Source organism: Vibrio litoralis DSM 17657, from assembly GCF_000426765.1.
Classification (GTDB): Bacteria; Pseudomonadota; Gammaproteobacteria; order Enterobacterales; family Vibrionaceae; genus Vibrio; species Vibrio litoralis.
In genome coordinates this window covers 421,503-440,971 of sequence record NZ_AUFZ01000016.1, presented here as the reverse complement: position 1 = coordinate 440,971, position 19,469 = coordinate 421,503, and the positions used below count along the sequence as shown (strand labels likewise).

The 19,469-nt window shown below is 40.8% G+C and carries 19 protein-coding genes; 6 read left to right on the top strand and 13 right to left on the bottom strand.

Going from position 1 to position 19,469, the window contains the following annotated elements:
• From K358_RS0105205 to K358_RS0105185, 5 genes are read right to left on the bottom strand one after another with little or no spacing between them, the layout of a single operon-like run.
• Positions 1 to 1,020: an ABC transporter ATP-binding protein gene (locus K358_RS0105205; protein WP_027695822.1), complete on the bottom strand. Its 1,020-nt coding sequence runs from the start codon at positions 1,018 to 1,020 to the stop codon at positions 1 to 3.
• Positions 1,017 to 1,823, bottom strand: a complete 807-nt coding sequence (locus tag K358_RS0105200) for an ABC transporter permease (protein ID WP_027695821.1) — start codon at positions 1,821 to 1,823, stop codon at positions 1,017 to 1,019. Before K358_RS0105200 ends, K358_RS0105205 begins: the two co-directional genes overlap by 4 nt.
• Before the next feature lie 2 nt (positions 1,824 to 1,825).
• Complete coding sequence (locus tag K358_RS0105195) at positions 1,826 to 2,704, bottom strand: ABC transporter permease (RefSeq protein WP_425315031.1); 879 nt, start codon at positions 2,702 to 2,704, stop codon at positions 1,826 to 1,828.
• 26 nt (positions 2,705 to 2,730) lie between these two features.
• The gene (locus tag K358_RS0105190) at positions 2,731 to 3,537 is read right to left on the bottom strand and encodes an alkaline phosphatase family protein (RefSeq protein ID WP_027695819.1); all 807 of its coding nucleotides are present in this window, start codon (positions 3,535 to 3,537) and stop codon (positions 2,731 to 2,733) included.
• A 10-nt stretch (positions 3,538 to 3,547) separates the two neighbouring features.
• Positions 3,548 to 4,630 carry an ABC transporter substrate-binding protein gene (locus K358_RS0105185; RefSeq protein ID WP_027695818.1) on the bottom strand — a complete coding sequence of 361 codons (1,083 nt, stop codon included), beginning with the start codon at positions 4,628 to 4,630 and terminating at the stop codon, positions 3,548 to 3,550.
• A gap of 207 nt (positions 4,631 to 4,837) precedes the next feature.
• Here K358_RS0105185 and K358_RS0105180 point away from each other — a divergent pair, with 207 nt between their 5' ends.
• Both K358_RS0105180 and K358_RS19570 read left to right on the top strand, forming a co-directional pair.
• Entirely contained in the window at positions 4,838 to 5,551 is a 714-nt protein-coding gene (locus tag K358_RS0105180; protein WP_027695817.1) for a UTRA domain-containing protein, read from the top strand.
• A gap of 98 nt (positions 5,552 to 5,649) precedes the next feature.
• Positions 5,650 to 5,871: a helix-turn-helix domain-containing protein gene (locus K358_RS19570; RefSeq protein ID WP_083962757.1), complete on the top strand. Its 222-nt coding sequence runs from the start codon at positions 5,650 to 5,652 to the stop codon at positions 5,869 to 5,871.
• A gap of 235 nt (positions 5,872 to 6,106) precedes the next feature.
• Here K358_RS19570 and K358_RS0105175 read toward each other — a convergent pair whose 3' ends face one another.
• Genes K358_RS0105175 through K358_RS0105155 form a run of 5 tightly spaced genes read right to left on the bottom strand, consistent with a single transcriptional unit; the run spans position 6,107 to position 10,619 of the window.
• Complete coding sequence (locus K358_RS0105175; RefSeq protein ID WP_051241197.1) at positions 6,107 to 7,351, bottom strand: NRAMP family divalent metal transporter; 1,245 nt, start codon at positions 7,349 to 7,351, stop codon at positions 6,107 to 6,109.
• Between the two features lie 54 nt (positions 7,352 to 7,405).
• On the bottom strand, positions 7,406 to 8,359 hold the full coding sequence (locus K358_RS0105170) for a 5-oxoprolinase subunit C family protein (RefSeq protein ID WP_027695815.1): 954 nt from the start codon (positions 8,357 to 8,359) through the stop codon (positions 7,406 to 7,408).
• On the bottom strand, positions 8,344 to 9,072 hold the full coding sequence (pxpB, locus tag K358_RS0105165) for a 5-oxoprolinase subunit PxpB (RefSeq protein WP_027695814.1): 729 nt from the start codon (positions 9,070 to 9,072) through the stop codon (positions 8,344 to 8,346). The genes K358_RS0105170 and pxpB overlap by 16 nt, the downstream gene beginning before the upstream one ends.
• Positions 9,069 to 9,803: a 5-oxoprolinase subunit PxpA gene (locus tag K358_RS0105160; RefSeq protein WP_027695813.1), complete on the bottom strand. Its 735-nt coding sequence runs from the start codon at positions 9,801 to 9,803 to the stop codon at positions 9,069 to 9,071. The genes pxpB and K358_RS0105160 overlap by 4 nt, the downstream gene beginning before the upstream one ends.
• 21 nt (positions 9,804 to 9,824) lie before the next feature.
• On the bottom strand, positions 9,825 to 10,619 hold the full coding sequence (locus K358_RS0105155; protein WP_027695812.1) for a putative hydro-lyase: 795 nt from the start codon (positions 10,617 to 10,619) through the stop codon (positions 9,825 to 9,827).
• Positions 10,620 to 10,781: 162 nt separating this feature from the next.
• Between K358_RS0105155 and K358_RS0105150 the strand changes: the two genes are divergently transcribed.
• Together K358_RS0105150 and ylqF are read left to right on the top strand one after the other, a co-directional pair.
• A complete protein-coding gene (locus tag K358_RS0105150; protein WP_051241196.1) occupies positions 10,782 to 11,723 on the top strand; it encodes a LysR family transcriptional regulator in 942 nt (313 codons plus the stop codon).
• Between the two features lie 288 nt (positions 11,724 to 12,011).
• Positions 12,012 to 12,956, top strand: a complete 945-nt coding sequence (ylqF, locus tag K358_RS0105145) for a ribosome biogenesis GTPase YlqF (RefSeq protein ID WP_027695810.1) — start codon at positions 12,012 to 12,014, stop codon at positions 12,954 to 12,956.
• A 165-nt stretch (positions 12,957 to 13,121) separates the two neighbouring features.
• On the opposite strand, the gene K358_RS0105140 is transcribed toward ylqF, so the two are convergent.
• Positions 13,122 to 13,499 (bottom strand): nitrous oxide-stimulated promoter family protein, encoded by a 378-nt coding sequence (locus tag K358_RS0105140; protein WP_027695809.1) that lies wholly within the window; start codon positions 13,497 to 13,499, stop codon positions 13,122 to 13,124.
• 24 nt (positions 13,500 to 13,523) lie between these two features.
• Entirely contained in the window at positions 13,524 to 14,525 is a 1,002-nt protein-coding gene (locus tag K358_RS0105135) for a CobW family GTP-binding protein (RefSeq protein ID WP_027695808.1), read from the bottom strand.
• Between the two features lie 903 nt (positions 14,526 to 15,428).
• Between K358_RS0105135 and clcA the strand changes: the two genes are divergently transcribed.
• On the top strand, positions 15,429 to 16,877 hold the full coding sequence (gene clcA / locus K358_RS18115) for a H(+)/Cl(-) exchange transporter ClcA (protein ID WP_051241195.1): 1,449 nt from the start codon (positions 15,429 to 15,431) through the stop codon (positions 16,875 to 16,877).
• A 72-nt stretch (positions 16,878 to 16,949) separates the two neighbouring features.
• Here the strand turns inward: clcA and K358_RS0105125 are convergent, their stop codons facing one another.
• A complete protein-coding gene (locus K358_RS0105125; protein WP_027695807.1) occupies positions 16,950 to 17,867 on the bottom strand; it encodes an ROK family protein in 918 nt (305 codons plus the stop codon).
• Positions 17,868 to 18,413: 546 nt separating this feature from the next.
• Between K358_RS0105125 and K358_RS18110 the strand changes: the two genes are divergently transcribed.
• Positions 18,414 to 19,439 carry an OmpA family protein gene (locus tag K358_RS18110; RefSeq protein ID WP_169716284.1) on the top strand — a complete coding sequence of 342 codons (1,026 nt, stop codon included), beginning with the start codon at positions 18,414 to 18,416 and terminating at the stop codon, positions 19,437 to 19,439.
• Positions 19,440 to 19,469: the final 30 nt, after the last annotated feature.

Below are 19,469 nucleotides of genomic sequence, written 5' to 3'. Positions count from 1 at the left end.
TTAAGCACCCACAGGTTGAATTTCATTTAGATTAAAGAGTAGCTCAAGCGAACTCCCTTCTGGCATCAAGCGTTCAGATGAACGGTTTAATAAATCGACCGTTAATTCACACTCATCTACCGCCACTTGGTAACGAATAATATTGCCTAATAATTGATGACTTTTAATCACCCCTTGTCGTGGCGAAGAGATATGTTGCGCATACTGACGCCCCTTTTCTTTGACATATATCGACTCTGGACGGATCGCCACTTTACTTGTCGTATCAAGGTCAAACAAGGCTTTAGCACAGCTGCCATCAATCAGGTTATAGTGCCCCATGAAACCTGCTACAAACTCATTGGCAGGTTGGGTATAAATCTCTTCTGGCGAGCCCGCTTGTACTATCTCACCTTGGTTCATCAAGAAGATGCGATCAGACATGATCATCGCCTCTTCCTGATCGTGAGTGACAAAAATCGTAGTCAGATTCATCTCTTTTTGAATGTCACGGATTTGTTGGCGTAAATGCTTACGAATTTTGGCATCCAATGCGGATAATGGTTCATCCAACAATAAAATTCTCGGCTTCACCACCAAAGCACGCGCTAATGCCACACGCTGGCGCTGACCGCCTGATAATTGATGTGGATACTGTTTTTCTTTACCTTTTAAGTCCACTAATTCAATCACTTGGTTCACCAGCTTAGCCACCTCACCGGAAGCCACTTTTTTCATTTTCAGCCCAAAAGCAATGTTGCCCTCAACGGTCATATTCGGAAACAAAGCATACGACTGAAACACCATACCAATGCCACGTTCTTGTGGTGATTGATGAGTAATGTTTTCATCATTAACCCAAATCTCACCTTGTTCAACCGGGTTTAACCCTGCAAGGCTACGCAACAAAGTTGATTTACCACAACCACTTGGCCCTAAAAGCGTAATAAATTCGCCTTGTTCAATAGTAAAATTCACATTCTCAAAAACAGTATTATCGCCAAATGATTTGGTTAATTGTTTTGCAGTAACGTAACTCATGCTGTTGCTCCGCGGCTGAAACGACTGGCCAACCAAGTCAATATAAAGATAAAGATGAAATAAGTGATAACCAGTGCAGAAGTAAAGTGACCACTGGTTTGTCGCATGTTGAAGAGATAAATTTGCAGCGTCTCATAACGTGTTCCCACCAAGATATTGGCAAAAACAAATTCACCTAATAAGAACGAGAAAGACAAAAACAGCGACGCCATTAAACCTTTCTTTAAGTTCGGTAAGATGATCAATAAAAACGCTTTGGTGGTACTCGCACCTAACAAATGCGCCGCATCCATCAAATCGTGCAAATTGATCGATTCAAAACTGTTAGCAATGGCGCGATACATAAATGGCACCGCGATAGTGAAGTAGGTTCCGACTAGAATCCACGGCGTCCCCACTAACGACCAATCACTGTCCGCATACAATTGCAACAAACCAACCGATGACACCACTGGCGGTACGGCGAACGGTAGCAAGATCATAATATTCATGACCTTATCCAGTTTTGGAAAGTAATAAAACACCACAAAAATTGCTGGTAAAATCAACACCACACTGAGTAGTAGCGCTGCAATACAAATAAATAACGAACGCCCAAAGGCTTGTACAAAGCGTGGATCGGTCAATAATTGCACATACCAATCTAAGGTGAAACCATCCGGTAAAATGGTCGCCCCCCAACGTGATGAAATGGAATACACTAATGTGGCGACAATCGGGATCATCATGATGGTGACAATGCTAAACACCACTGTTTTATGGAATAGCATCGTTTTATGAAATCGAGTATTCAGTTCTTGCATGACTACTTACTTCCCTTTTTCGCTGCATAACTTTTTGAAATAAGCCACTGATTAATCACTGTAATGAAGGCTAAAATACCCATCAAAATAACGGAAATGGCGGCGGCTAAGTTCGGCTCTAGGAATAAGTCTCCAGACACCAAACTCGCAATACGAATCGTGATCAGGTTGTAGTTGCCGGAAGTTAATGCGTAGACACTGGCATAAGCCCCCATTGCATTGGCGACTAAAATAATAAAGGTTCCGAGCAATGCAGGAGATAACACAGGAAGCGCCACGCGACACCAGTATTGAAAGGTATTGGCGCCAAGTAGAGATGCAGCTGATTGCCAATCATCGCTTAAAGCGTCAAACGCGGGATAAAGCAGCAGCACCGCGAGTGGGATTTGAAAGTAGATATAAATGGCCAACAGGCCCCATTGTCCATACAGGTCAAAATCTCCCAGCAGACCATATTGTTTAAGCAACAAAGTGACCGCGCCATTGGTGCCTAAGATAATAATGAAAGCAAATGACAACGGAACGCCGGCAAAATTGCTGCTCATATTGGTAAAGGCAATCACCGCATCGCGCAGTCTGCCACTTACTTTTCTCAGTGACGACACCAATAAAGCGGCAATCGCCAGTCCAATAAAACTCGACCAAATCGACAACCATAAGCTATTGCCGAACGCTTGCATCATAAATGCAGAATCCAGTACTTCTAGGTAATTATCCAAGCCAAACGCTTCATCATAAATAAAGCTATTGACCAACACCCACAACATAGGCGCGAGTTGAAATAAGTAAAACACCACGGCGAAAGGCACAAGCCAAACGGCAGGTTTGATCTTATTGAACCAAAGACAAACAGGCTGCTTTTTCCTCTTTGATTGCGTCACTGTGGCGGAATATAAGAGAGGAGAATTCATACGGCTAATAATCCTTGAGTCACATCTTTTTGATGTTGAATGCCCAACAACTGACATACGTTGCCACAAATATCAGTTTGTTTAATCTTGCAGTCTTGATGCGAAAACCCATCACCAATCACCACAAATGGCACTTCTCTTTCTTCTGGCAAAATACCGCCATGGGATAGATCATTATTCATTCCGTGATCACTGGTGATAATCACTTGATAGCCCTCTTGTAACCAGGTATCGATATAGTGCGACAAAATAATATCGGCATGACGAGCTGAGTTTCGATATTGACGAGAATCTAAACCAAATTTATGACCGATATCGTCAATATTCATTGGATGAATCAACAAAAAATCAGGTTGATGCGTCTGTCTTAAATGTTCAGCATCCAAGAACAAAGCTTCATCTGGATAATCATCCCAGTGATAAAAACAACCATGCTGAATATTGAGAGCCTTATCATGAGTAAATCGGTCACGTACTGCCTCATAAGGCGCACGGTTATACAACTCGCTCACCCAATGATAGGCAGCCGCTGCGGTGGTTTTGCCTTGCGAGGTTGCTAGGCTAAATATGGACTCATGATGTGAACGTCGCACAATTTGATTACTGACAATGCCACTATCAACCGGACGAACCCCAGTTAAAATACATTCATATAACGGGCGAGACATGGAAGGTAGCTCACTTTGCACGGTATAAAATGTGGCGCGTTGCTGCTCTAGTAGACCATTTAAGTAGCCCATACAATCACGGGCTACTTGATTATTCAGTCCATCTAAAACAACAAGGATAACCTTATTGTTCATACTCATGGCCCTACTTCTGGTTAATCAAAACGCTTTCTTGCCATTGGCGTGGCAGTTTACGTGCTGATTTTTCCCATGCGGCAAAGTCAGTCACTGGATGAACATTTTTATATTGCTCATTAGGCAGTAGTTTATCTTGTACCGATTTAGGCAAAGTAATGTTCGTTCGGATAGGGCGCGCATACCCTTCAGCTAAGTTGATTTGTCCTTGGTCGCTAAAGATGTATTCACGAGCAAGTTTGGCCGCATTTGGGTTTTTCGCATATTTGTTAATTAAGGTGGTGTAACCAGAAATGATAGAGCCATCTTGTGGAATATTGACGGTGAAACGCTCTCTGTCGATTTTGTCACGATAGTTCAAGGCATTGAAATCCCATAAGATCGCTACTTCGACTTCCCCTTTCTCAAGGTTCGCAATGCTTGGATCGGTAAATGACAAACGCCCTTGTTTCGCCAGTTCACCAAAGAACTTTAATGCCGGTTTTAAGTTCGCTTCATCACCACCATTTGCAAACGCCGCTGCTAATACTGCATTGTTAGCTTGCGCCGCAACCCCCACATCGCCAACCGTCACTTTATAGTCACCTTTTAATAAGTCAGCCCAAGTTTTCGGTGCATCTTTTACTAGGTTATTATTTGAGATAAAAGAAATCGTACCGGTATAGGCAAGTGCCCAATGGCCGTCTTTATCTTTTGCCCAATCAGGGATCTCATCCCAAGTCGTTGGTTTATACGGCTGAGTCACACCCTTTTTCACCGCAACACGTGCAAAAGCAAAACCGACATCACCAATATCTGCCGTTGCATTTTTCTTTTCCGCTTCAAACTTAGCAATTTCTTGCGCTGAGCTCATATCCGTATCTTGGTGTTTTAAACCATACTTCTCATTCAAATCTTGCCAGGTATCTTTCCAGTTTGCCCAACTATCTGGCATTCCAACGCTATATACCGCGCCTTCTTTCTTTGCTGCAGTCACTAATGAATCGATATCGCTTTCCTTTGCAAATACTGATGAAGAGACACCTACCGCTATCAATGCAGTCACAACATGCTTTATCGGAAATTGAATTGAACGACTTGTTAAGGTTTTCATGTTTTTCCATCCTTCTGGACTAGGTCAGTAAATTCAGCATTTATGCTATGGATGAAAAATGACGATTCGGTGCCAATTTCTTGACAGTTTTAATGAATTTATATGACGGAATCATTTCAGGGTGCCTCAGCGAGGCTTGTCATATTTCTGTTACCTTTGATGATTAAATTTAATAGGAATTACTCATGGACTAGGTCAAGAAAACAAGTGAACAATGCCCCCCTATTTACAACGCAGCTCAGCAAAATCAAATCAGAACTAAAAAATAAAATTCATTTAGGGCAGTTACAACAAGGACAAAAAATCCCATCAGAAAGGGAACTGAGTGCCTTGTTTGACACTACTCGCATTACGATAAAAGATGCGCTGATTGCACTAGAAACTGAAGGGGTGATTTACCGAGAAAAGCGTCGTGGTTGGTACGTTTCACCAGAGCGATTAACCTATAACCCTCTCTCTCGTTGCCACTTTCATCAAATGGTCAATGACCAAAATCGAACTGCGAAAACCCATTTGATAAAGGTTCGTGAAGAGCTTTCCAATGCTGATTACGCACAAGCATTAGCCTTAAAGCAACCAGAGCCAATTCTCATTATTGAGCGTTTGCGTTTAATCGATGGCCGCGCGGTTTTATTTGTTGAAAACGTCTTAAAAGAAAAGTTATTTGAAGGGATTTTAGAAGAATGCCTCACTTCATCGTTAACCTTGCTATATCAAAACAAGTACGGCTATCAGACTTCTCACTCGCAATTTGAAGTGATCCCCACCGCAGCCCCTCGGCATGTAGCACATGCGTTGAACTTAGCGGAAGGCCAACCCGTGCTCAAAATTCAGCGGACCAATTATAAGCAAGATGGCGAGTTGATCGATTGTGAGTTTGAATATTGGCGACCAGATGCGGTACGGATAAAGATTGCTTAAGAGATAACTTGATATGATGTCCATTGAGGTTGATTATAATCGGACGAGAAGGCACAGTGCTCTTGGGTATCTAAGCCCAGTAAACTTTGAACAGAAAAATGTCACTTAATGCCGTGTCCAGTCTGGTTAGAGCAGATCAGAGTCGACGGACCATCCACTATAATTTTGAACGCTGTTTAGGCATATCTCCAATCCAATACATTAAAAACAACAGACTAAACGCAATCAGACTCCATCTGTTAAATAACATAAAAATTACTTGTATTTCTGACTTAGCATTAGAGCATGGTTTCTTCCATACCAGTGCATTCAATGACTAATACAAACACTTATTTGGTGAAACCCCAAAGTAAACTATAGAAATAGCTTCTAATTACACTAAAAGCTTTCATATGCATTTTGTTATTCGTTCGAAACAATAAGTTAACCATATATTTATTTACACTAAGTAATTAGATGGTATATGCAAACGAAAGTATGAATGGTGGTTTGATATTTCTTTTTCTCATTCACTGTATCTTTTAGGCTTTTTTGCGTTTAACCAATACTTTTACATTATGTAAGCAACATAATGTAAAGAGTATAAATACTCATTAGCGCCATCATTGCGGTAATCAACCACCCAAAGACGGAGAGCCAAACTGGGTGATGATAATCATCACCAACGATTGCTTTCTTACGAGATGCAATCAACATTATTCCTAGCGTAACGGGTAAAATAAACCCATTCACGGCTCCAGCAACGATCAAAAGAATTACAGGCTTTCCAATAAAGCAGAAAATCAAACTTGATGTTGCAATAAATCCAATAGTGAACGCTCGTGAGTTCTTTTCAATAAAAGGGTGAAGCGTTTTTAAAAACGAAACCGAAGTATAAGCGGCACCAATAACAGAAGTAATTGCAGCCGTCCATAATACTAATCCAAAGATTTTGTACCCAACGTCACCTGCTGCATGTTGGAACATTGATGCTGGTGGGTTCGAAGGATCTAAAGTAACCCCAGTAGAAATGACACCTAATGCAGCAAGAAATAAAATGATTCTCACAACTGATGCTAAGCTAATAGCAGAAATAGACCCTCGATTCACCTGCGGTAACGATTCTTTACCTGTCACACCAGCATCAATCAAACGATGGGCACCAGCAAAAGTGATATAGCCACCGACCGTCCCACCAACAAGAGTAACGATAGCCAATACGTCTAGTTTTTCCGGCCATACTGCTCTATAAACGGCTTCTCCAATCGGAGGTTCTGTCGAGAATAAAACGTATAACGTCATTGCAATGAGAGCTCCCCCCATCACAATTGTGAATCGATCCATGACCTTTCCCGCATCTTTTAACAAGAATAAGGTGATTGCAATGACGGCACTTATTGCCGCTCCGACCACAGGAGTTATCCCAGGAAAGATTACATTCATCCCCATCCCCGCGCCACCAAGATTACCTATATTAAAAGCAAGCCCCCCTAGTGCAACAGCCCCTGCAATCGCTATTCCTAAGCCGGGTAATAAATCATTCGCAATGTCCTGAGCTCGCTTCTTAGATACAACAATAACTCGCCATATATTCAGTTGAGCACCAATATCTAAAATAATCGAAACCAGAATCACAAATGCAAAACTTGCCCCTAAGGTTTGGGTAAATACTGTCGTTTGAGTTAAGAACCCAGGACCAACAGCTGAGGTTGCCATCAAAAATGCGGCTCCCATGATCAATGACCAGTTTATTTGTTTCTTATTGGTTTGAATGAAATTCAATTCACCCGCTGTATCTTGTGCTGATTTTTCAATTGTCATGCATTACCCCCTGTATATTAAGCAGCAATCATCCATTGTTGCCTTTCTTATCATTTAACTGGCTTCTTGGACTCGACGCCTTCCGATGTAGCTTTCAAAGAACGCTTGTTCAATCCTTCTTTCTTCTTGTGCTTCGTAAATATCCTTTTCAACAAATTGGATCTCAGCACCTGGTAAACACTGAGCTAATAAACGTTGTCCTTTAGCACTAATGCAACCAATCTTGGGATAGCCCCCAATGGTTTGTCGGTCTTTTAGCAAAATAATTGGCTGACCATCTTGAGGGATTTGGATTGCACCCGCTGCAATCCCTTCTGAAATGAGATTTTGTTTTTGGCATAGAATAGGCTCACCACTAAACCGGCAGCCCATTCGGTCCATTTGTGGAGTGAGTTGATAAGTTGAGGTGAAGAACTTCTCTCGTTGTAATTCGCAAAAGGATTCATACTGATATCCGAGAAATACATCTAAGGTAATCGATTGCTTATATTTAGGAATAAACTCCGGTGGAACACATGTGAGAGGCATAGGAGTAGTTTCAGCATAACCTATTGTATCCTTTGCCATTAACTTGTTACCGTCACCATTGATTCCCCCCATCTGATCCCGCATTACCGTTGCGCAGCTATTTAGTAATGGAATGGCATTAAACCCTCCCTTAACTGCAATGTATGCCCTCATTCCAGCTCGAGAGCCTCTAAGGGTTAACTGATCTCCAGCGGAAACAGAATGAGATTGCCAGCACTCTATAGAAACACCATTTAACGTTGCCCCCATATCAGCCCCAGTCAAAGAAAACGTCGTTTCCTTCTTAAATTGACAGCTAAACTGTCCCATCGTGACTTCAATTTGCACTGCGTTTGGATCATTATTGAGTAGACGATTTGCCCATAAAAATGAATGTTCATCCATAGGGCCTCCAGTTGTAACGCCTATAGATTGATGTCCATATCGCCCAAGATCTTGCAACAAACTCAAAGGGCCAGAAGTAATTATTTGTAATGACATGCTTCCTCCTTCTTAAAGTCACTCTCTTCTGGAAATAAGCATCCTCCCATTTCAAGAAATGTCTCTTTATCAATTGATTTAAACTGGATCTGTGCGCCAACCTCAAATTCAGTAAGGTTGTCTTTTTCAAAATCAATTAAGTTTACCGGTGTCTTACCAATGACACTCCAACCACCTGGAGATTGTTTCGGATAGATTGCTGTTTGTCGGTCCGCTATCGCAACACTGCCCATAGGAACCTTAAGTCTCGGCGTTTCTTTACGAGGTATTTCAATACGTTTATCTGTGTTACCTAAGTAAGCAAACCCTGGTGCAAAACCAATTGCATACACCCGATAACTCATCGAGCTATGAAGGTTGACTACTTCATCGAATGATAAACCAGTGTAAGCACTTATATGGTCAGCATCTAATGCCACTTCTAAACCATAATAAACGGGTAATTCAATCACTTTCCCCATCGATTTTACTTTGCGTTTTTCACACAAACTCAATGTGTAATTTACCGCTTCCATGAAAGTTTTAAGATCAATCGTTAATAAATCAAAGCTAATTAAAATTGAGGTATACGATGGAATGACATCAATAATATGAGTACTTAATCGGCGCCGAAGAGCTGTAACCGCAATTGAGATTTTATCTGCGGTTTCCAAATTCACAGTATCTGAAAAATAAACAATGATTGTATTTTCATTTACAGGGGATATGTTCATATATTATCCACCCTCATACGTAAGCGTTGAGCAATAGATAATGCTAAAGGTCCGTCTCCATGTATACACAGTGTGTCAGCTTTAACATACACGGTTTTCCCTGTATGCGTTGTCACTGACCCACTTTCCATCAACTGCTTAGCTTGCCAATCTACTTTTTCTAAAGTGGTGTGGCATGAGTTGGGCTCAGTCCTAGGCATTAAACGACCATTTTCGTCATATGCTCTATCAACAAAAGCTTCAAACCATAAATGAATGCCGTATTCATCAGAAAGCGCTTGATAATGTTGATAATCAGGTACGGCCATAACAACCAATGGAAGGGTCTTATTAAACTTTTTTATTGCAGATAAAACAGTATGAAACACTTGGTCATCTTTCATCATCGCATTATAAAGAGCACCATGAGGTTTTACATAACTCATGGTCGCATCTTCACTTTGACAGATTCCCTGTAACGCTCCCAACTGATAGATAATACACGACTCAAGATCTTCGGAGCTCATCGCCATATACCGTCGACCAAATCCTTGAATATCGGGATAACTTGGATGAGCACCAATCAAAACGTTATTATCTTTTGCGAGTTTTACCGTTGACTTCATAACGGTGGGATCGGAAGCATGCATACCGCAAGCAATGTTAGCCATGTCGACATATGGCATAACAGCAGGGTCCTGCCCCAATTGCCATAACCCAAAACTTTCACCCATATCACAATTAATTTTCATTTGATTTCCTCGTATTATCAGTTAAAGGAAGGCAAATTCATTACTCAAACGGTTGGTAATGAGCATTTTCCCTGGAGCATGAGTAATACAAAATGGAGGCTTACTATTTCGGATAATATTTTGAGGCGTGACACCACAAGCCCAAAAAACCGGCACTTCATCAGGCTTGAGCTGAACCGCATCACCATAATTAGGTGAATCTAGGTTTGAAATACCGATTAAAGATGGAGTCCCGAAGTGGATTGGGGCTCCATGTGCTTTAGGAAAGCGAGTGGTAATTTGAACCGCTCGAATGGTATCTGCAGATGTGAATGGACGCATCGATACGACCATATTGCCGTGAAAACGGCCGGCTGTTTGGCATGAAATATTAGTATCGTACATTGAAACATTGCAGCCCTGGTCAATATTTCTTATCCGTAGTCCAGATTGGATCATGGCTTCTTCAAATGAGAATGAACAGCCTAAGACAAATGTCACTAAATCATCACGCCAAAGTTCTGTTAAATCCGAAACTGAATGGTTAAATTCACCATCATAGAAAACATTATATTCAGGTGTATCAAGACTGATATCGATATCTAGACCAATATCAGATAGATGTTTTTCACCAGGATCAGTCATACCAATCAAAGGACATGCGACGGGATTACGTTGACAAAATAATAAAAAATCATTCGCCCACTCCTTTGGTAGGATCACCAAATTCGCTTGCAAGTAACCAGAAGCTAAGCCACTTGTTGAACCTGTATAGGTATTTGATCGAATAAGTTGGCGTAATTTATCTAATGAAAGTTGAGAAGAACACTCAATCATAGTCACCACTCCTTTGGCAAAATATTGTTATCACAAAGTTAAAGGTAACCTGTATTCACATAATGTCTATTAGCGATTTTTTGACCAGACTGATAAAAATAAATTATGATGTTATAAGGAAGTTAAATTTATAGCTAGAAATGAATAATAAAAGGATGTTGAATGATAAACCTAAAACAGTTGGAAACGTTTGTTTCGATTGCTAGTTTAGGAAGTTTTCGACTTGCTGCTAAGCAATTATGTACAACTCAACCCGCTATTTCTGTTCGCATATCTAACTTGGAAGAAACATTAAATACAAGCCTATTTAAACGAGAAAAAGGGAATGTCGTACTGACCCCTAAAGGGAGAGCGTTATTACCTATGGCTGAAAATATATTGAGTTCAACCACTCAATTTATGTACAAAGCTAATGGTTCTAATGCCCTATCAGGCTTAATAAAAATTGGTGTATCAGAAACCATTGTTCATACATGGCTTCCCACATTCCTCGCAACCATCAACAAACGCTATCCCGCTATAGAAATTGAATTAGTCGTTGATGCCACAGTAAACTTAAGCAAAGAACTACTGGCACATAATATCGATATAGCGATCTTATTAGGTCCTATTTCTTCACCTCAAGTAATAAATTATCCCGTAGGTGAATATCCTCTTCATTGGGTTTCTAGCCCTGAAATTGCAATGAAATTAGATTTATCTAGCCAGCACTTTACAAATTGGCCCATTATTACGTATTCAAGAAATACGGCTCCTTATCATGCAATTCAACGACATTTCTCTGAAAAGAAAATGTCTTCTGTGAGGTATTACTCAGTAAGCGCTTTATCGGCTAGTATAAAACTTGCAGAATCAGGAGTCGGCATCGCCATCTTGCCCAAAGAAGTAATTCAATCACAACTACAAGATGGAAGCCTAACCGTGATTGATGCCAAATGGACACCTGAACCATTAAAGTTCACCGCTTCCTACATTAAGAAACCAGATGATTTACTCATTGAAGAGGTCGTTAATATCGCTATTAAATCTTCAGATAAGGGAGAAACTATTAAAACCACTAGCACGAAAGGCAGCAATGGCTCATGTAGTGGCACTCACCTTTAACGCTACTGATCTGCTCCAGCCAGACTGGACACTGCATTAAGCGACATTTTTCTGTTCATAGTTAACTAGGCTTAACTGGTGGTGCGGATCATTAAGCAATGTTTCTACATTTCGCACAAATTAATTACTACCGAGTTAATTTCTCTCAGAATTCCATAACTGTTACAATGCGAGCATTACTGACTTATCCCGCTATCGGCACTACTTTTAATGGTTTCACTTTTACTTTTAGTACCCCATTTAGTACCCCATAGCCTAACAACCAAAAACTAAAAGGATAAAAAACAAATGGTTAACGGCAATATCCAATGGTTTCCGGGCCATATGCACAAGGCTCGTAAAGAGATCGAAGAAGTCATACCTAAAATTGATGTCATTATTGAAGTGCTAGATGCGCGCATTCCATTTTCGAGTGAAAACCCGCTTATTTCGCAACTGCGTGGTGAGAAACCTTGCGTTAAAGTACTGAATAAGCGCGATTTGTCTGATCCGGAACTAACTCAAATGTGGATCGATCACTTTGAGAAAGAGCAAGGTGTGAAGGCGATGGCGATCACGACTGAAAATCCTCAAGAAGTATTTAAGATCATGGAGTTGTGCCGTAAATTAGCTCCGCATCGTGAAGCGATTGGTAAAGATATTCGCACTATGATCATGGGGATTCCAAACGTTGGAAAATCGACGATTATCAATACCCTAGCGGGACGCATGATAGCGCAAACCGGTAACCAACCGGCGGTAACTCGTCGTCAGCAACGCATTAACTTGCAAAATGGTATGGTGCTTTCAGACACTCCGGGGATTTTGTGGCCTAAAGTAGAGAACCCGCACAGTGGTTTTCGTCTAGCGGCTACCGGAGCGGTAAAAGATACGGCAATGGAATACGATGAAGTGGCTTTTTATACGGTTGAATATTTAGCTAAACAATACCCTGAACTACTTAAAGAACGTTACAACATTGACGAACTGCCAGAAACTGAAATTGAATTAATGGAAGCAATTGGTCGGAAGCGTGGTGCTTTGCGTGCCGGTGGCCGTATTGATCTACATAAAGCTTCTGAGATTCTGTTACATGAACTTCGTAATGGCACACTCGGCAAAATCACCCTTGAACTGCCGGAAATGATCACGGAAGAATTAATTCAAGTTGAGATTGAAGCTGAGCGTAAAAAAGAAATGCAAATTAAGAAAAAAGAAGAACGTCGTAAACGCTACCTGCGTAACAAGCGTTAATATTATACCAATCGCATTAATTATTTGACTATTCTTGCTTGCTAAAACCCTCGATAACTGCGTTATAAATGTGGATTGTAGAGCAACTACTTATCAACATTTATGCCTTGTTCTCAAGGATTTTTTTTTACGCAATCTCTAATCACTTAATTAATTTGATTGGTATTACTTTTGTAGTCTCTTAGCACGGTTTGATTGATTGGCGGCAGGTTTTCCTACCGCCTTTTTTCTTTCTTTGTATAAATGTCGAATTGCCAACAGTGGATGCGGTAGTAACATTCTCGGGCCAGAGTAACGCATCACTAAGCGCATTTGCTCTTTTTGCTCCGGTTTATAGTAGTGTATTGGGCACTTATTGCATGTTGGTTTGCTCTCGCCATACGGACAACGATCTAAACGCATTCGAGCATATTCCACCAAATCGTTGCATTGCTGACATAGCGAGTCGTCAGCATGATGATGAGCGCGGCAATAGATCTCCACCATTGCCGTCACTGTTTTCATTTCAGTGCGTAATGCACCTTGTAAAATATCATCTTGCATCGTTCCAACCTACATCGGTATTTCTTACTTTTCTTCAGCAATAGAAAGCAAAACATCTTCTAGTTGTTGCCACGGCATTAATTGGCTATCGATCACTTCAATGCGAGATTCAAAGCCATCTAGACTGATTTGATTCACTGACACCACACTATTCGAGACATTAAAGGCGTAACAACCTTGGTCAGTATTCATTACCGCTTTCACTCGTTCAGCCGTTAGTGCAGATAGCATTGAGAAAAGTTGGTCAAAATTAAACGTGAATTCTGCGCCGAATAACCAACCACAACTGTGATAACCCTGCCCTTTATTTTCTTTGCGGACAAATTTTTCACCAGGCTGTAAACCAAACTGAGGGTCTAGATCATCATGATGGTGATCGTGACCGTGCTTAGCTTCATCTTGATTCGAGGCCACTCGTTCAATATCTAGCAAAGAAAGATCTATCTCGCCTTGAATAGCGGTAACCAAATGCAATTGTTCAGCGTTAGCACTATGCTTTTGCTTAAATGACTCAAACCAAATTGCTAATTGCGCTAAATCACTTTCAGCAACCTGATCAACTTTATTGGCCATGATAATTTGAGCGGAATCGAGCTGATCATTGAAGTTTTGATTTTCAGTGTATTTTTCAATCGACAAATGCCTTGGGTCAACTAATGCTATCGTGGCTTTTAAATCCACATAAGACATGAATTGTTCAGACTGCAATTTGGCAATCACTTCTTTGGGATGACCTAAACCGGTTGGTTCAATGAGTAAACGATCGGGATTGGTTCGAAGTAATGCATTAATCCCTACCGACATAGGAACGCCCGCAGTACAACACATGCAACCACCAGGGATTTCCTTAATCATCGCACCTTGATCTGTCATCAACGCACCATCAATACCAACTTCTCCAAACTCATTAACTAAAACCGCCCAGTTTTCGTCTTTTGGCTTATTTTTGAGTAAATGCAAAATGGTGGTGGTTTTCCCTGCTCCCAAAAAACCAGTAATGATGTTAGTTGGCACTCTTTGTGTCATGTCCTACTCCGTTGAACCGTGTGTTTATACCCAAATGACTTCAAGATGCGAGTTTCAGCAAGAATAAAACAAGCTTTAGGCAAGACAAATTGGACATGATCATAGTCATTCTATCTCTGTTCAATTTAACGCAGCATAAAGCTTGTTTTAACTTGCCCTTCGGGAGCTTCATTCAAACCTCTTCTTTTTTATAAGAGATAGGCCGCGTCAGATTGGTTTGAAAGGTGCCTACATTCCTTCGCCAATCTTCCTTACCTAAAGGTCTGGATGATAGCTCTGAATTCTGCATCTTGAAGTCACTTGGGTATATGATTTTATTTCCGCATTATACTCAACTCATTTGAAGATGCAGTAGATAACCGCAGTAGGTAACCTCAGATATATAGATAACCAATCACCATAAATGCAAAAAGCGCACCCATTTGAGTGCGCTTCTCCCCTCGAGACTCAATCGTGAGTATGCGAATCATATAGCGTAATTAAGCTATGATCATATTCGAGGATTTCAATTGATACTTAATTTTTACATCCATATTGTTGTGTCATTATCTAAACACATAACCTTCTGTAACCGGTTACGTCGATAGAAGATGATTTCCTCCGTTATGAAATGTCACTCTCTTCTATCTAATTACAAGAATGGCACAAAAACACCAAATGACAAGTTAGTGAATAGCATCTTCTATCGCGCTTTAAGTCACTCTCTCGTAACCTAGTCAAAATATTATTATTTTTCGTTATGTACACTTTTAATGATCTAAGTAAAATAACTTTTCGTAACAATTTGATGTAATACTCTCATTGCATCTTATAATGATGTAGAACTTTATTTTTCAATGTATCTATTCTTCAGCTAAGCAGATACTCGACCTTTTCTCAGTAATGGTGGAAAAATCTAACCTAATGGCCAATTCAAAATCATTTCGAAACTCTCTATCACAATACAAATCTAAAAAATTTGTTGGTGTCATTCTGACTAGAGACAAGACACCAGTATCTATTTTATTACTTTCTGTAATTGTGGGGCTTTTGGCGGGTTTAGTTGGCTCTTTCTTTGAAATTGGCGTGCATTGGGTCTCTGAAACTCGCACCGATTGGCTTAAACAAGAAGTGAGTTCTTTGCTGCCTTTATGGCTTTCAGCAATCTTAGTCAGTGCTGGGTTGGCATTTATCGGTTATTACCTTGTCAGTCGATTTGCACCAGAAGCTGCAGGATCTGGGATCCCTGAAATTGAAGGGGCGATGGATGATATTCGTCCTGTGCGTTGGTGGCGGGTAATTCCGGTAAAATTCTTTGGTGGGCTTGGGGCATTAGGTTCCGGTATGGTACTGGGGCGCGAAGGTCCAACCGTACAAATGGGCGGTAATATTGGCCGCATGGTTTCTGATATTTTTCGCTTAAAAGATCCAGATGGACGTCATTCACTACTCGCTTGTGGTGCCGCTGGTGGTTTGGCGGCGGCATTCAATGCGCCACTGGCAGGGATCATGTTTGTAGTTGAAGAAATGCGACCTCATTTCAGATACAACCTACTCTCGATTAAAGCGGTAATTATCTCTTCTGTAGTAGCAACCATCGTATTTCGCTCAATCAGTGGTCAAGCGGCAGTGATCACGATGCCGCAATATAGTGCACCAGATCTCGACACCTTGTGGCTATTTCTCGTCTTAGGTTTGATTTTCGGTATCTTTGGTGTCACCTTTAACCGTTTAGTGACGTGGTCACAAGACATGTTTGTTCTGATTCACCGTAATGACAGAAAACGCTACTTAATCACTGGTACAATCATCGGCGGAATATTTGGGCTACTACTACTTTACCTTCCTGAATTAACCGGCGGTGGTATTCAACTTATTCCAGGCGCAACTACTGGCGATTACAGTATTAGCTTATTACTCATTTTATTCTTTGCCCGCGTTGCCACCACGTTAGTCTGCTTTGGATCTGGTGCTCCTGGCGGTATTTTCGCACCAATGCTGGCACTTGGCACCCTGTTTGGCACCTTTTACGGACAGCTTGCTCTCCAAATTGATCCAAGCCTCAATATCGATCCGGGAATGTTTGCCATTGCAGGCATGGGGGCACTTTTTGCGGCAACGGTGCGAGCACCAATCACGGGTATTTTACTGGTAATTGAAATGACCAATAACTACCATCTGATTTTGCCTTTAATTATTACCACATTAGGGGCAACCATTATGGCTCAGCTACTTGGCGGTCAACCTATCTACACTCAATTACTGCATAGAACCTTGAAAAAAGCCAAGCTCCAACAAGGTGATCTGCCTAAACATGAAGAAGAAAAAATTGAAACCAATGCTGAGGTCAATGTAGAAACCAATCGTAAATAATGTATCTAAAACATGATAATTAACCTGCTAGCCTAGCAAAATCAATAATTCCGTTATGGCTAGCAAAAAAAATTATGCCTTAACACTATGCATCTGAGGCAACCAACATGCTCCTCTTACGCCGCTTGAATCACCGTACTTCGCTTTCACAATCTTAGTGTTACACACATCCGAAAAAACATAGGCGCCAATCGAATCGTTGATATCTTGGTAAATTTCTTCGACATTCGACAAACCACCACCAAGAACAATCACATGCGGGTCAAGTACATTAATAACTGATGCCAAACTACGAGCACACATATCAATAAACGATGAATAATGCTGTTCCGCATTAGTATGGCCAGCACGTTTTAGACCCATGATTTCTGCAGAGTTGTAGCCAGTACCATGTTGTTGATTGTAGCGTTCAGAAAAACCTGAACCTGAAATAAAACGTTCGATACAATTAATTTTTCCGCAGTAGCATTGCTGTGCGAGCCCATCATTATCTCGATGGTATTGTGGCAATGTATTATGCCCCCATTCTCCTGCAATCGCATTCGGTCCAGATAGCAACTGGCTATTGACAACAACACCACCGCCACAACCTGTACCAATAATGACGCCAAAAACGGTGGGATACCCAGCTCCTGCGCCATCTTGCGCTTCCGATAATGTAAAACAATCGGCATCATTGGCGATATACACCGGTTGCTTAATGATGTCCGCAATATCTTTATCTAAACGTTGTCCATTTAATATTAAGCAGTTACAGTTTTTTATGGTTTGGCTATCAGGACTTATCGCCCCCGGTAGACCAATGCCAATGCTCATGGACTGCTGTAATGTTTTTTGAATACTTTGAATAAAATCGCTGACTGTTAACAAAAACTCAGAGTAACTGCTGGTTGGTGTTGCTATTCGCTGCTGATAAATGGTTTGTCCATCTTCTGCTAACACTACCGCTTCAATTTTTGTTCCACCAATATCCAAGCCTAAACTAAGCATTCCATACTCCTTATGAACCATAATGGCCTCGACCTAGAGACTCGCAATTCTTTTACTAGCAACTAAATAGCAACCAAGAAATTTTCTTTTTATGCGATAGAGGACACTAAAAAATAGAGATCCACATCACAATAATCAACTTTTCATTTAAAGCACAAGACCGCAATATCACTACAGGTTAGAACTAAAAATCACACCACTCTAATCAAAATTAATTATTTGAAAAATGATTCAATGCACATAAAAAACATAAATCATTGAAATTTAATGACTATTAAAAATCAAAAACAGACTCAAAAATAACCAATAACATAATCAACGCACACGCCAACATATTATTCAATAAACCAATTGATGACACTTAGAATTTACAAAAGTTTCACACTCATGGATTGATAAACTATTCTTACAGCAGTATTGTATAGGTAGATTTTTGATAACTTTATAGTTTTCAATCACTCGCTAGCAAAATCATGGTCCAAATTTCCTTTATCGAAGTTGTGGATCGCTTGTATGGACAAAAATAACTTTATAGTTGGTGCCAATATGAATATTAAACGGATATCTCTTTACCCTTCTGTAGCGTCAATCATTTCTCTTTCCCTTCTTATGTCGCCACAGGTCAATGCCGCTGCAGAAAATGCCGGAGAGTTTTACCTTGGTGCTAAAACCGGCTGGGCTAATTTCGATTACTGTGAAAGCGGTGATGATTGTGATGATGATGCATGGGGTGGCAGCGTCTACGGTGGTTATCAATTTAACGAATGGTTCTCTCTTGAAGGTGGCTACAACTACTTAGGTAAAGCCAAAGCTTCTAATAGCACTCAAGGATATCTGGAAAGCAAAGTTCAAAATGGTGAGTTAGGTGCTAAATTCGACTGGAACCTAACTAGTGCTTGGAACCTATTTGGTAAAGTTGGTACCTCATATAACGACATTGAGCACGATTTATCACAAGGTAGTAATATAAGTGATAACAATTGGTCTGTGATGCTAGGCGCTGGTGTTGAATACCAACTAAGTCACAACTGGCGAATCCGTACAGAGTATCAATGGTTTGATGATGTTGGTAGCTCAAGTGTTGCTAAGTCTGATGTGAACTACTTATCTCTTGGCCTAAGTTACTATTTTGGTAGCTCAGAGAGTGCTGCACCAGTCGCTGCAGCGACAACAACTGCGGCAGTAGTCGCCGCTCAAGAGCCAGAACCTGAACCAGTTGTTGCAGAAGAACCATTACCAGCCGCAACATTATCTGGTCATGCTTTTGAACATGATTCAACTGAGCTCACAGAAGAAGCAAAAACAACACTTGCTCCTGTCGCAGAGTACCTAAACCAACGTCCTGAAATTAAAGTGGATGTAATTGGATATACTGATTCAACAGGTAGTGCTAAGTACAATCAAAAACTTTCTGAACAACGCGCACAAGCCGCATCGGATTACTTGGAGTCTAAAGGGGTTGATGAGTCTCGCGTAACCACTATTGGTAAAGGGGAAGAAAACCCTATCGCGGATAACTCAACAGTAGAAGGCCGTGAAAAAAATCGCCGCATTGAAGTTTCATACAAGTAATATTTGAAACCTCATAATACTAAAGGCCGC

Excerpts from the sequence above, each read along its gene's own strand:
- K358_RS0105140 (WP_027695809.1), bottom strand. The coding sequence starts at position 13,499 with ATGCAAGATGATATTTTACAAGGTGCATTACGCACTGAAATGAAAACA.
- K358_RS0105160 (WP_027695813.1), bottom strand. The coding sequence starts at position 9,803 with ATGAAAATTAATTGTGATATGGGTGAAAGTTTTGGGTTATGGCAATTG.
- K358_RS0105135 (WP_027695808.1), bottom strand. The coding sequence starts at position 14,525 with ATGACACAAAGAGTGCCAACTAACATCATTACTGGTTTTTTGGGAGCA.
- K358_RS0105200 (WP_027695821.1), bottom strand. The coding sequence starts at position 1,823 with ATGCAAGAACTGAATACTCGATTTCATAAAACGATGCTATTCCATAAA.
- K358_RS18110 (WP_169716284.1), top strand. The coding sequence starts at position 18,414 with ATGAATATTAAACGGATATCTCTTTACCCTTCTGTAGCGTCAATCATT.
- K358_RS0105175 (WP_051241197.1), bottom strand. The coding sequence starts at position 7,351 with ATGACAATTGAAAAATCAGCACAAGATACAGCGGGTGAATTGAATTTC.
- K358_RS0105185 (WP_027695818.1), bottom strand. The coding sequence starts at position 4,630 with ATGAAAACCTTAACAAGTCGTTCAATTCAATTTCCGATAAAGCATGTT.
- K358_RS0105170 (WP_027695815.1), bottom strand. The coding sequence starts at position 8,359 with ATGTCATTACAAATAATTACTTCTGGCCCTTTGAGTTTGTTGCAAGAT.
- K358_RS0105190 (WP_027695819.1), bottom strand. The coding sequence starts at position 3,537 with ATGAACAATAAGGTTATCCTTGTTGTTTTAGATGGACTGAATAATCAA.
- K358_RS19570 (WP_083962757.1), top strand. The coding sequence starts at position 5,650 with ATGTCACTTAATGCCGTGTCCAGTCTGGTTAGAGCAGATCAGAGTCGA.
- K358_RS0105205 (WP_027695822.1), bottom strand. The coding sequence starts at position 1,020 with ATGAGTTACGTTACTGCAAAACAATTAACCAAATCATTTGGCGATAAT.
- K358_RS0105155 (WP_027695812.1), bottom strand. The coding sequence starts at position 10,619 with ATGATTGAGTGTTCTTCTCAACTTTCATTAGATAAATTACGCCAACTT.
- clcA (WP_051241195.1), top strand. The coding sequence starts at position 15,429 with ATGGCCAATTCAAAATCATTTCGAAACTCTCTATCACAATACAAATCT.
- K358_RS0105150 (WP_051241196.1), top strand. The coding sequence starts at position 10,782 with ATGATAAACCTAAAACAGTTGGAAACGTTTGTTTCGATTGCTAGTTTA.
- K358_RS0105125 (WP_027695807.1), bottom strand. The coding sequence starts at position 17,867 with ATGCTTAGTTTAGGCTTGGATATTGGTGGAACAAAAATTGAAGCGGTA.
- ylqF (WP_027695810.1), top strand. The coding sequence starts at position 12,012 with ATGGTTAACGGCAATATCCAATGGTTTCCGGGCCATATGCACAAGGCT.
- pxpB (WP_027695814.1), bottom strand. The coding sequence starts at position 9,072 with ATGAACATATCCCCTGTAAATGAAAATACAATCATTGTTTATTTTTCA.